Raw genomic sequence first — 13,241 nt, forward strand, 5'->3', positions numbered from 1 at the left:
CGTCACCCCGGTCAACTCAAGCGGCGTCTGTTATCTCAATTGCGAAAGTTGCAGAAGTTGCCTGCTCGCGTCAAAAACTATTTCAAGCATCCATCGATTGCTTATGCTGCATTGTAGAATTCACTCTATTTAATTGCCGAGGTAATAGTTCTTTGCATAAAGAACACCAGGCATCAACTGAACCAGTTTCAGATTGGTTTAAGTATGTTAGTATCTTTTCTTTGGGTGATGAATCTAGAATTTTTCGTGTGTCTTTAGGTAGCAATATTTCCTGTGATCTAATGTACTCTAATTTTGCTTGTTTAGCTTTAGGAGAGTTTAACAAGATTGGTTCTAGCTCTGCGGCAAATTCGGCTTTTAAAGCAGGGTTAATCTGACTAGCAGTAATAACAGCATCTACTTGATCTACATTATGCCAGTCGAGCTTCCAGCGGATCAATTTGGAATAAGTTCTTTGAATGTGATCAAATATCGATGTTTGTAGCTTTTCAATTAACCAAAAAAAATCTTGTTTTAAGGGTGTTAATTGACTAGATTCACTATAGCCAGACAACCACAAAGGGCTCGTCTCTGATTCTGGAATAATTGAGATAACTGCATCCAATAATTGACGCCGTTTGAATTCGTCGTCTTCTAGAAGTTTCTTAAAAGATATTTTATTAGAATCTAAAAACTTGTCATAATCAGTTAACTTTAACAGAGCTAATTGAGCAAATTCTGAGAGAACTTGCTGATTGTCCAAATATTTCCATGCTTTCAATATGATGGCATCTGAGAGACTATTAAATGGATAATTTAAATCACGCCTTGCTGGCTGTTGCTTGAGCCAACTTAAAGCTATAGGTAAATCATCTTCTTTAAGCTGTTGACCGAGGTCATGAGCTATAAAATCTTGATAACATCCACCTGTATATGTGGCTTTAGGCTGTGTCAGACAATTCAAGACTTCTTTTGTTGTTATATGAGTTGGATAGACTGCTTTTAAAGCGTATCCCTTCAACTCATCCTCAATATCATCTTTACTTCCAAACACCAAAGGTTTTAATAATTTCTTGTTTTTTTCATCGCCAATACATGCCACAGCGCTTGCGGCGCGTACTCTAATCCAATAATGTTGTTTTGTATCTCGTGCAACATCTACTAAATCTAATTGTAAAACTTGTACATTGCAATTTTCTGCGATATCAATAGCAACATATCGGGAATGAGTACTTCTTGCTGAATCTATGATGTAAGGCGCTAGTTGGCTTGATAGTCCTGAGTGCGTGAGCATTTTATAAACCCTAGAGCTATAGCGATACACCAATTTGTCTTGATCGTGTAAATGGAGTAAGGATTCTACTAAGGATGCTTTAGTGGCTTCATCAATAGTTGCTAAATCGCGTTGTAAGAGCACATCTGGATCTGTTTCTATGATCTTGCGAAACACATCAGATCTCATGCTAGCTAACCAAGCTGTTGTTTCCTGTAGTTGAGGAATAACTCTGCCATCAGTATGAATAATTAAATTCAAGATTTGTGGGAGATTGAAATCATGCTGTTTCAAATACCAAGCGGCGAGAAATTCTGCATAGGTTTGATGTACCCATCCCATCCGCTCTGAACCACGGGATGAGAATAAACCAGTATCTAAAACTTCCTCAATGGCTTCTTTAGTAATTTGAAATACTCTTTCATTTGATTTTTCATAACCAAAACATAATCTTTGAAGAAGGATATCTTCAGCGGGTACATTTCCCTGGTCAATACCAGTCCATATAGCAAATCGGTTACTGAATATTGTGACAGCGGCAACTCGAGCTGCCACAATCAGACGTTGATCGCTGTCGAAATTGCCTGTGTAGTTTGAGGCACGACGGCTTGGACTTACTTCCTCACAAAGGAGTTTGCATCCCTCGAGATAAAGTTCATGGAGTTTCTGTTCCGGAGGAAATTGACCGTTATGACGACGATATGTATTTAGCAAAAACCTTAGAGTAATTGGTTTAATTGCCAGCGGTATAATGTCCTTCTGCTTAATCTCCTTGAGGAAATCATCAGAAGAAAAACCTTCAACTTTCGCCGCTTCAATAACATCTGTACGTCGAAGTGGAGCTAATTCATAAATTGCAAAATTAGTTTCTTTCCAAAGATTTTTCAATTCCTCCTCTAAAATGGTTGGAAATACAAATGTTCGACATGCTAAACGAAGGTACAAACGATTGATATGATTTCGATATTTTGTTTTTTTTAACTCGTCAATTAAACCTGTTGCGAGAGTGGGAATGCTCAAGAGCCCTTCATCAAGGCTATCTAGAAACAAATAGAGGCGATAACTATTTCTTAGCCAATCAGTAAAGGTTTTATCTTTAAATAGAGCTTCATTTAAATTGCAACAAGATCGAAGATTGAGTTCTAAAACTTGACTGGAATCGAAAATTCTTTGTTCTGTGACAGCTTTGAAAGTCTCTAGTTCTTGAGATTTGCCAATACCTGGTTCTCCTAACAAAACCAAGCATGGAATATTGTCGATCTCCTCAATACTCACTAGATCTGGATTATATGCTTTGCCCCATTTTGTATCTGGGTCATATAAATATCCATCATCAGCCAGGTTTATGCTACCTGAGCGAGGACACCAAAAACGTTTCCATGGATACTTTGGTTTCGTCATGCTAAATGACTAGTTAGGGCAGAGTATGACGTTAGAGTTCATTTTAGCGCTTGTGTCTATTAGGTGTATTCGATCACTACATCTATACTGAGCATTCTCTCTATCAGGTTTGTTCAAGATTCAGAGAGCAGTGATACTAATCCCACCAATCGCGGGTTCCCGGTTGGCTTAAATCCACCGCCTCCCGATCGGGGCACTGATCAACCCCCTCCGGCACCCCATAGGGATGCATCCCACACACCAGCAAATTCCCCCCATACACCTGCCCGTGGAAATGCTTGCACCCCTGACACACCGGATGCAAATCCTCCCGCAAATCAAACTGAATCAACCCCTCCCCCACCGTTGCCTCATCCGACCCCGGCGGCTCTAACAAATCCGAGATCGACAGCCCAAACAACGGATTCAAAATCCCATTTAAAAACGGCTCCAACTCCGTATCCAGAACCGCCTCCACCTGCCCCTTCACCTGCGACTGCAACTGACTCACCGCATCCTCCGACAGATCCAGCAGTTCATCCACCGTCTCCGCCACCTCCTGGGACACCTCCAGCACCAACTCCGTCACCTGCTCCGTAATCCCCTCGATCGCCGCCGCCAAATCCCGTTGCCAGTCACTCATATCCCTACCCTTCGATCGGAATGACCCATTAACATTCAAACCCTCGCCCCCCCGCAGCAGCCCAGGCAAACCTCACCACCCAGACCCAGCCACCGAAGAACTTGGACAGATCATAGCGTTTTCCTCCCAGAAGCGTGAACCCAGCGATCCCTTCCCCCAGAACCCTGCATTCCCGGTTCACTTTGAGGGGATACTAGAAAAGGTTCACTGCAACCTCAGTAGATCAAAAATTTTGGCTCGGTTCCCCCTTTTTTAAGGGGGGCTAGGGGGGATCCCAACCCACTATTCGACCTACTGACCCTCACTGACCTTGACGTAATTGGCGCGATCGCAGACAAACTCCATGAAATCCTACCTAGCGGCTGCAATTCAAATGACCAGTGTGCCCGATTTGAAAAAAAATCTGGCCCAAGCTGAAGAACTTATCGACCTCGCAGTGCGACGCGGCGCAGAACTCATTGGCCTCCCCGAAAACTTTTCCTTCCTCGGAGACGAAGACGCCAAAATCGCCCAAGCCGAAGCGATCGCCACCGAAAGCGAAAAATTCCTCAAAACCATGGCGCAGCGCTACCAGGTCACCATCCTTGGCGGTGGCTACCCCGTCTCCGCAGGCGACGGCAAAGTCTACAACACCGCCCTCCTCGTCGATATCGACGGCCAAGAAGTCGCCCACTACCAAAAAGCCCACCTCTTCGACGTCAACGTCCCCGACGGCAACACCTACCTCGAATCCGCCACCGTCGTCCCCGGCACCAAACTGCCCGACCTCTACGCCTCCAAAGACCTTGGCAACATCGGCCTCTCCATCTGCTACGACGTTCGCTTCCCAGAACTCTTCCGCCACCTCTCCCAAGCAGGCGCAGACGTCGTTTTCGTCCCCGCCGCCTTCACCGCCTACACCGGAAAAGACCACTGGCAAGTCCTGCTGCAAGCCCGCGCGATCGAAAACACCTGCTACATCATCGCCCCCGCCCAAACCGGCTGGCACAACAGCATCCGCCAATCCCACGGCCACGCCCTCATCATCGACCCCTGGGGTACCGTCCTCTCCGACGCAGGCACCGAACCCGGCTTCGCGATCGCGGAAATTAACCCCACCCGCATCCAGCAAGTCCGCCGACAAATGCCCTCCCTACAACACCGCGTCTTCGTTTAAGTCGTTCGATCCCCCTAAATCCCCCTTATTAAGGGGGACTTTGAAGATATTTGGCTAATTCCCCCTATTCCGGTTCTCCTCTTATTTCCAGTTCTCCTCTTTTTAAGGGGGGTTAGGGGGGATCTTAAAGGGAGCCAGGGGGGATCTTGAAGGGGCCAGGGGGGATCTGCCACCCCAAAATTTGTCCCCACCCAAAAATTTGTTCATACTAGGGTGTTCAGACTCGGTTGTGTGACCATTGTGTGATCATGCCAACAGCAAGTCCTTTATTGAATCTCCTTAGTCAACCCTCACTGGGTTTTGCGCAAGACTGGTTACCCTCGTCCCTGCTGGCCGCCGTGCAATCCGCGGCCCCAGCCCTCGCGGAAACCGTGACTGAATCTGTATCTGCGGATCCTTCCTTAGTTCTGGCCGCCGTATTACTGAGCTTAGTGGTCATCTACCTAGCCAGTAAACTCGGAGGCGAAATCTGCGATCGCATTAACCTGCCCCCCGTCCTCGGCGAATTGGTCGCTGGGGTGCTCGTCGGGGTTTCTGCCCTGCACCTCTTGATTTTTCCCGGCCAAGGCATCGACGCCAGCACCTCGCTGATCATGCAATTTCTCCAAGGCTCCACCGCCATGAGCCTGCCGGAACTGCAAGCCACCTTCGAAGCCCAAAGTGAAGTGATTTCCGTCCTGTCCGAACTGGGCGTCGTCATTCTGCTGTTTGAGATTGGCCTAGAATCCAACCTCAAGGAACTGCTGAAGGTCGGTGTACAAGCCACGATCGTTGCAGTGGTGGGCGTCGTCGTTCCCTTTGGCCTCGGCACCGCAGGCTTAATGAGCTTCTTTAGTGTCCCCGCCATTCCCGCCATCTTTGCCGGAGCCGCCCTCACCGCCACCAGCATCGGCATCACCGCCAAAGTGCTGTCCGAACTGGGGCGTCTCACCTCGCGGGAAGGTCAAATCATCGTCGGGGCCGCCGTCATGGATGATGTCCTCGGCATTATCGTCCTAGCGGTCGTTGGCGGTCTGGTCAAAACCGGGGAAATTCAGATCAGCAACGTTATTTACCTGATCGTCAGCGCCGCCGTTTTCCTGGTGGGTGGCGTCTGGGCCGGACGGCTGTTCATACCCTTCTTCCTGTCCCTCGTGGCCAACCTCAAGACCCGTGGCCAACTGCTAATCAGTTCACTGATCTTCGCCTTCACCCTGTCCTACATTGGCGCAGTCATCCAACTAGAAGCCATCCTCGGCGCGTTCATCGCGGGGTTGATTTTGGCCGAAACCGATCGCCGCAAGGAACTGGAAGAACAGGTCATCCCGATCTCCGATATGCTGGTGCCTGTCTTCTTTGTGGTTGTGGGAGCCAGAACCGATGTCAGCGTCCTCAATCCCTTTGACCCCAGCAACCGGGAAGGCTTAATTATTGCCGCCTTTCTCATCGTCGTGGCGATCGTTGGCAAGGTCGTCACGGGCTTTACCGTGTTTGGGCAACCGGGCATCAATCGGCTGGCGATCGGCGTCGGCATGATTCCCCGAGGCGAAGTGGGCCTAGTGTTTGCCGCCTATGGGGCCAGCAGTGGCGTCCTGAATGCGTCGTTGCAAGCGGCCATCATCGTCATGGTGATTTTGACCACCTTCCTGGCTCCGCCCCTGTTGCGGTTGGTGTTTGCCAGCAGCCCCACGCCAGAACTTAGTGGTCAAGCCGACTAGCAAAATCTTTATCCCAACTTTGGAAACATCAATTTCTACGATCGCGTCGCAGACCCATGAGTGCATTCGACGCGATTTTTTTGGACATTTTACTGGGACATTCTAGGCCCATGGTCTGGGGTGAACCGTCCAGAAAGCTCGATTTTGTTGGGAAAAAGGATAGCGAACTTGGATTATTAGTGACGGGCGATTCTCCAGAAATTGTGATAACGTGTACCACGGTTTTGATCCCTCGTGATACTTGCTAGGGGAGGGATACTCAGACAATCGACAATCTCTGCCATCTACTGAGTTTCGCTATTCTCCAATCTTGGTTTTCATCATTCGTCATTCGTCATTTCCCGTTTTTTCCCGTGTTGGTTTTCTCCGCAGACCTCTGCTCGAAGCACCATGAAGCGTAAGATCTCTTTCTACTTTTTGCTAGCAGTCTTCTCTTTTCTGATCTCAGCCCTTCCAGCCCAGGCGGGACGGCTTTTGCAATGGCGGTTTGATGTTCGCAGCAGCCAACTGGAGTTTACTACTGACGATGGCGTGCAGCCCCGTGCGCAATTCATTACCAACCCAGGCCGACTGGTGATCGATCTACCGGGAACGATCTTCGGTCGCAAGCAATTAATCGAACCCGTGACCGGACAGCAGGGGGTGCAGTCCCTGCGCGTGGGTCAGTTTGATCCGCAGACGGCTCGGATTGTCTTGGAATTGGCTCCTGGTTATTCGATCGACCCCACCCAGGTTCTCTTTGAAGGGGTGACGCCACGCCAATGGCGGGTGAAGTTGCCTGCGGTGAGATTTGTCGGTACCGAAGCCTCCAGTACGATTAACCTGCCGCCCACCCAAAGCAGCCCACCGACCCAGAGCAGCCCACCGACCCAGTCTCCTCTGCCCAGCATTGCCCGCACCCAAGTGCAATCGGTGCGCGTGACGGGGGATGGCTTTTACCTGCGCACCACGGGCACGCCGCCCCAACCCCAGGTCACCCGTAGCAACGATCGACGGCAAATTTATGTCGATCTGCCCGGAACCAGCTTGTCCCCCAGCCTCAGCCCCAGGGATCTGATCGTCAATCAGCGGGGCGTCAGTCGGGCGCAAGTTACGCAAGTATCCGGCAATCCCCCGATCGCGCGCTTGGTGCTGAATGTGCAACCGGATGGTGCGGATTGGCAGGCCAGCTACAGCAGTCTGGGTGGGGTCGTTGTGATTCCTAAACTGCCGGATAGCGGGTCAGTTAGCACCAACAATCCCCGCCCCCGCGATGAAGCCCAGGAACCCCGACCGACGAGCCTCGCTACGATTCAATCGGTGTCTTTAGAAGGCGATCGCATCGTCGTGCGGGCTAACCAGCGCCTGACCTACACCGGCACCTGGGATCGCCTCACCGGAGCCTATCGCATTCTGATTCCCAGCAGCCAATTCGATCGCAATGTGCGCGGGCCTCAGTTAGCGGCCAACAGTCCCGTGATGCAGATTAAACTGCGCCAAGACAACGCGCAGACTAGCTCCATTTTGGTCACTCCCGCCGCCGGGATCCAGATTGGCGAACTGAACCAGCCCACGGCCCAGAGCATTACGTTGCAACTGCGGCGCGGCTTGTCCACCGTCCCGCCCATGCCCTCCAATCCGGGCACCCAAATCCCCGTCCCACCGCCGAAGCAAGTGCCCACTCCCACCATTCCTCGGGTTCCGGCAGGACAAGTGGTCGTGGTCATTGATCCCGGCCATGGTGGCCCCGATCCCGGGGCAGTGGGAATTGGCGGTATCCAGGAAAAGGAAATCGTCTTGGATATTAGCCGTCAGGTGGCGGGCATCCTACAGCAACAGGGAGTATCGGTTGTCATGACGCGCCAAGACGATATCGACTTGGATTTGCAGCCTCGGGTTGATATTGCTGAGCAGGTTCGCGCCACGGTGTTTGTTAGCATCCACGCCAACGCCATCAGCATGAGCCGACCGGATGTCAACGGTCTGGAAACCTATTACTACGACAGTGGGCTGGGGCTGGCACAGTCGATTCACCGCAGTGTCATGGATGCCACGGGCGTGCGCGATCGCGGGGTGCGGAAGGCGCGTTTCTACGTGATTCGCAAGACGACGATGCCTTCAGTACTGGTGGAAACCGGGTTTGTCACCGGGCAGGAGGATGCTTCTCGCTTGGCCACTCCGGGCTATCGGCGGCAGATGGCAGAAGGAATTGCCCGTGGTATTCTGCTCTACATTCGAGGTGGTGGCTAGGGATGGGTTCGCCATTTTCAAGACACCATTCCCCTGATATAACTATCGGTACCGTGTGTGAGGATTGTGTGTGAGGAGCCTGAATTTAGCCTTTGACCCTGCGGCATCTCTGTTAGCCCTGGGCCACCAGAGCAGCCTGCCGATCGGGGTGTTTGATAGTGGTGTGGGGGGCTTGACGGTTTTACGGGAGATCTACCGTCAGTTGCCCCATGAGTCGGTGTTGTACTTTGGAGATACGGCGCGGCTCCCCTATGGCACCCGCAGCCGTGAGGAAATTCTCCAGTTTGTCCATGAAATTTTGAACTGGATGCTCGGTCGTGGGGTCAAGATGGTGATCATGGCCTGCAATACCAGTTCGGCGTTGGCCTTGCAGGAAGTGCGATCGCAGTACAATATCCCGATTTTGGGTGTGATCCATCCTGGTGCTCAGGCGGCTGTAAAAGCGGGGAAACGGATCGGCGTGATTGCGACCCCCGCCACGGCGAAAAGTAATGCTTACCGATCGGCCATTGTGGACGCAGATCCCGATGCGGCGGTGTGGCAGGTGGGCTGTCCGGAGTTTGTGCCGCTGATTGAATCGAACCGGGTGCAGGATCCGGAAACCTATGCGGTGGCCCAGGGCTATCTGGAACCGTTGATTCAGAACCAGATTGACACTCTGGTCTATGGCTGTACCCACTATCCCCACCTAGCGCCAGTGCTGCGCTCGATCCTGCCCAGTACGGTGCAGTTGGTTGACCCGGCAGTGCATACCGCCAAGGTCGCTGGCGAAGAACTCGATCGCTTGAACCTGCGCAACTTCCAGCCAGCCCTGCCCACGCAATTTTATGTCAGTGGCGATCCGGCTCCGTTTGTTAAACTGTCGCGCCAATGGCTGGGCTTTACGCCGACGGTGCAGCATGTTTCCCTACCGGAATTGATGGAGGCTGCCCAAGCTGCCTAGTGTTGGGCTGAGTTACTAAGTGTTGGGCTGAGTCGCCTAGGTTTTGTCGTCATTACATCACCGCGAAGCTAACAAGGGGGTGGGGAATTGCCTGCCCCCTTTAAGTTTGGCTACCAGGGATTACCCACCAACGTAAAGGCCGCCCAGTAATAGGGATGCTTGAAGCTACGATCGCCCGCTTGGCCCACATTCGGTGGCAGGGGAATCGGCTTGTCAAAGATGGGGGTATGCAAGGCCCCTTGCTGAATCCGCACATCTCCACGAATTAAGGCCATTTGGGACTGGCGCAGGGCCTCCGCCTTAATTTTGATTTGGGGCTGTTCCAATTGCCGATAAACTTCCGTCATTAAGGCTAGGGTGCCTTCATCATCCACATACCAAAGGCTGGCTAGGGCTGATTTCACCCCCGCTTGGGTGGCCAGTCCCGCAAATCCCAATTCCGCCTCATCATCGCCAACGGCCATGCGGCAGGCACTCAGCACCAACAATTCCAAAGGTGGGTCATGGAGCTTCAGATCGCGAATTTGATTGAGTTGTAATTTACGATTCCAGAATTGGATATAGGATTGCTGGGGTTGACCGGGACGAAATTCTCCGTGGGTGGCTAGATGCAAGATGCCAAAGGCGTTTTGGCTCCTTTTTTCCATCAGATTTTCGATCGTAAATTGATCATTCAAGGCCACTTGGCCGTTTTGCCATTCCTGGCTGATTAAACTTAACTCCACAGGAACGGCTGGTAATGCGGGTTGATCGGTAAACTGGGAGGCTCCCATGGCAAATAGCTTGGTGCCTTTAATGTCCCGATAGCGAGTGTCCATCAACGAGAGGCTGGGTGTCATGCCAACGCTGTAGCGTTCCACCAGAAAGCCTTTGCCGTCGTAGAGTGCTGAGAGAGGCAGCGATCGTAACCCCGCATCCATCATGAACAGGAGGTTATTAATTTCACGCTGCTGGAAATCCGCTTCCATGGGTGCTACAAACCATTGGTAAAGCTGTTGTCCGGGTTTGAGGTAACTGTTGCTATCCCGATCGGTGACAGCGGTTCTAAATGCCTTGGCAACCTGGAGAACTTCCTGACGAGTGACGTTATAGAGTACTTTGCGAATAGGATTACCCTTAGCAGTGACCGCAATGATTTCTAAGTTGTCGGTTTCCTGTTTGCCATTGCATTGTTGACCATTCCCTAAATTGGTGCAATGGCTGAGATCTGGCAGAAAACTAACGTAAACAAAGGCAGGCTTTGCCCCCGTTTCCTTCTCGATGTTTTGGGCTAAACTTTGCAGGTCATCGAGATTTTGAAAATTCGGCTTGCTAGCTTGGCCATAGTAATTTTGCACCGCTCGGCTGAAGCGGGCTTCCAGATTGCCAATACCGGGATCTAAATACATGGGTGGAGGTGTGGCATCCATGGGCCGTTGAACAAACTCCGGTGGCTTGGGTGGACGCTCTAATAGCGGTAAGGAAAAGGTGTTCGGGAGATTTAGGTTAGATCGGGAGGAATCGATCGGTAGGGAAGTTGGGGCCTTGGCGGTAATCAGTTGAATCAGATTGCTCCCTACGCCCTGGGTATAGAAATAGGGGAAAGACTGGCCTATTTCTAGCCGATTATCTAACCCGGTGGTAATTTCGCCTGCGGTGCCGTTCATGGCCGGATTGCCAATCTCAAAGGGGGTACTGACATAGCCGCCATAGTGTCGCAGGGTAATGGTTCCGGGGAGGCTGTCGGCAGCGGTGGAAATACTGGCGGTTAAGCCATTGCGATCGCCAAAGCTATCCGTTGCTCTAAAAAATCGTCCGGCGGTAATGTCTACTGTCCCGCCGTTCTGTCCCCCCTGGGTATTGATCAACCGAACCACCACATCATTAATCGGATCGAGCAGGACATTGCCTCCATTGCCGAAGTCGGAGTGGGTATCGATCGCCCCTAGGGTCATGCTGGTGCGGGCGTTGACGGTCACGTTCCCGCCAGCCACATTACCTACAGCTGTTAAATCGCCGCTGGTCACAATTCCATTGACGCTGGTTAAACGGATATTCCCCGCCGTGGCGTTAGCGCTGGTTTGAATATTTCCGGTAGCAATATCACCGGGAGCGTTCAAAATAACGTTGCCGCCGTTACCCGCGATAGGTGTAGTGGTTAATACGCCTGCTTGTGTATCGATCGTACTGCCGCTATTCAGCGTGATGTTGCCGCCGTTGGTTGTAATATTGCTCGTTGTAATTTGGCTAGCGGTCAGCGTCACGTCCCCCCCTTTGGTCACGATCGACTGTCCCAAGTTGAGGGCTTGGCCTGCCAGCATCGTAACGGATTGCAGGGGACTCGTGCTACCCAAGCTGCCTGCAAAGCTGAGACTACCGTTGGGGGCTTGGGCGGTGAAGGCCGCAGCGGATCTTGGCCCAAATAACCCATCGATCGTACTCCCAAAGGCCAGGGAACCATTCATGGCTTTCAGGGTGATCGCTGGGGGCGAAATTTGCAGCGTATCGCCGTAGGTTTGATTTTGGGTGGTGGTGACATCCCCATAGAGTTGCGTGATTCCAGCGCTATCGGTGGTGAGATTCCGCGCATTCACTGTCCCAAAGAATTTACTAGTCCCGCCTGTGTTAACGGTTAAAGTCCCGATCGCTTGAACATTGACATCAAAACTAATGTCTCCATTGTTAGTACTGGTAAGAATGAGATTGGGATTGTTAATTTGAACGGTTTCTGAATAGGTTTGGGAATTCGTTGTGGTGATATTGCCGTTAATCTCTGTGTTGCCGCTGCCTTGGGAGATTAGGCTTTCTGCCCGAATCGTGTTATTCAGTTGCGTCAGTCCACTGGTTTGCAAGACCAATTGTCCTAGGGACGTTGTTGCGCCGATCTGTTGATTAATTGTAATCGGTGCACTGCCTGCATCGATCGTTAGGCTATTGGCATCCGGCGTTTGACCTTCGATCGTGCCGTTGAAGAGAATGGGGTTGCTGTTACTGTTGAGTAAAGAGTTGCCCTGTACAACCAAATTGCTCAGCAACGTTAGGGGGGAATTGGTGATAATGCTGCCGTTTAATAGGGTAGTCGCTCCCCCCACTAAATCGAGATTGCCCAGTTGGAAATTGCCGTAAAAAGCAGTGGACTGGCGATCGTTGACTTTTAAACTAGCCAGATTGAAGTTGCCATTGAAGGTAACGGTGGCCTCGCTGGACGAGACTTCCACAAACTCTGCGCCGGAGCCGAGGTTACCGATCAAATTGACCGCATTGCTAGAAAGTGCATAACTTAGAGGAATGGGAACTTCGGTGCCGGTATCGAGGTTGATTTGGGTGGGGGCGTTGAAGCGGAGGGGATTGCCGGGGGTGGCCGCACCGGGGGCGACAGCGATCGTCGGGGCAGAGAGTGTAATCGTGCCTCCCGTGCCCGCGCCAATGTTGCCAGAAGAGAGGGCCGTGATGGCATTGGGGGTGACTGCGGCTAGTTGCAGCACATTGCCCGCATTGATGGTAATGTTGCCACCGTCGCCTGCGGTGCCTGCGGGGGTAACCGACTCGCTGCGGAATTGTCCGGGCAGGGTGATGTTATTGGTTGCCGTGACATTAATATCGCCACCACTGCCAGTATTTCCAGAAGTTAGGGTCGATCGTCGAAGCACTTCCGAACCACTGAATAATCCAGCACCCTGAACGTTCACATTATTGCCTGCTAGGGCGATGGTGCCACCGTTACCTAAACTGACCCCTGAACCATTTTCAACGGCTGCATTGCTAGCAATTTTTCCTCCAACCCCTGGATCAATCAATACATCCCCATTGCTAGCGATGATGTTAATATTCCCCCCGGAACCAGCGGAACCGGAGAACGATCGAGCACTGGAAAAGACAGAATTCCCTACAATAGTAATAGACGTGTTGGGAAATAATGGATAATGTGAAGCAGTAGCCCAGAGCCTTCTCATGCTGAATCT

General features: G+C 51.5%; 7 protein-coding genes. 4 read left to right on the forward strand and 3 right to left on the reverse strand.

Annotation, left to right across the window (positions count from 1 at the left end; genetic code table 11):
* Positions 1–82: 82 nt before the first annotated feature.
* Positions 83–2,653 carry an NACHT domain-containing protein gene (locus tag ACN4EG_RS25380; protein ID WP_431633080.1) on the reverse strand — a complete coding sequence of 857 codons (2,571 nt, stop codon included), beginning with the start codon at positions 2,651–2,653 and terminating at the stop codon, positions 83–85.
* A gap of 136 nt (positions 2,654–2,789) precedes the next feature.
* Positions 2,790–3,275 (reverse strand): hypothetical protein, encoded by a 486-nt coding sequence (locus tag ACN4EG_RS25385; RefSeq protein ID WP_431633081.1) that lies wholly within the window; start codon positions 3,273–3,275, stop codon positions 2,790–2,792.
* Between the two features lie 343 nt (positions 3,276–3,618).
* Here ACN4EG_RS25385 and ACN4EG_RS25390 point away from each other — a divergent pair, with 343 nt between their 5' ends.
* The 4 genes from ACN4EG_RS25390 to murI all read left to right on the forward strand — a co-directional run bounded on the left by ACN4EG_RS25390 (position 3,619) and on the right by murI (position 9,300).
* On the forward strand, positions 3,619–4,431 hold the full coding sequence (locus ACN4EG_RS25390) for a carbon-nitrogen hydrolase family protein (RefSeq protein ID WP_431633082.1): 813 nt from the start codon (positions 3,619–3,621) through the stop codon (positions 4,429–4,431).
* 248 nt (positions 4,432–4,679) lie between these two features.
* Complete coding sequence (locus tag ACN4EG_RS25395; protein WP_431633083.1) at positions 4,680–6,128, forward strand: cation:proton antiporter; 1,449 nt, start codon at positions 4,680–4,682, stop codon at positions 6,126–6,128.
* 390 nt (positions 6,129–6,518) lie between these two features.
* Positions 6,519–8,357, forward strand: a complete 1,839-nt coding sequence (locus ACN4EG_RS25400; RefSeq protein ID WP_431633084.1) for an N-acetylmuramoyl-L-alanine amidase — start codon at positions 6,519–6,521, stop codon at positions 8,355–8,357.
* A gap of 70 nt (positions 8,358–8,427) precedes the next feature.
* Complete coding sequence (murI, locus tag ACN4EG_RS25405) at positions 8,428–9,300, forward strand: glutamate racemase (protein ID WP_431633085.1); 873 nt, start codon at positions 8,428–8,430, stop codon at positions 9,298–9,300.
* A gap of 110 nt (positions 9,301–9,410) precedes the next feature.
* Here murI and ACN4EG_RS25410 read toward each other — a convergent pair.
* Positions 9,411–13,241 (reverse strand): CHAT domain-containing protein (locus tag ACN4EG_RS25410; RefSeq protein WP_431633086.1); only part of this gene is annotated, 3,831 nt, incomplete at its 5' end.

It is taken from the genome of Alkalinema pantanalense CENA528 (assembly GCF_050753345.1).
Lineage (GTDB): Bacteria > Cyanobacteriota > Cyanobacteriia > Leptolyngbyales > Leptolyngbyaceae > Alkalinema > Alkalinema pantanalense.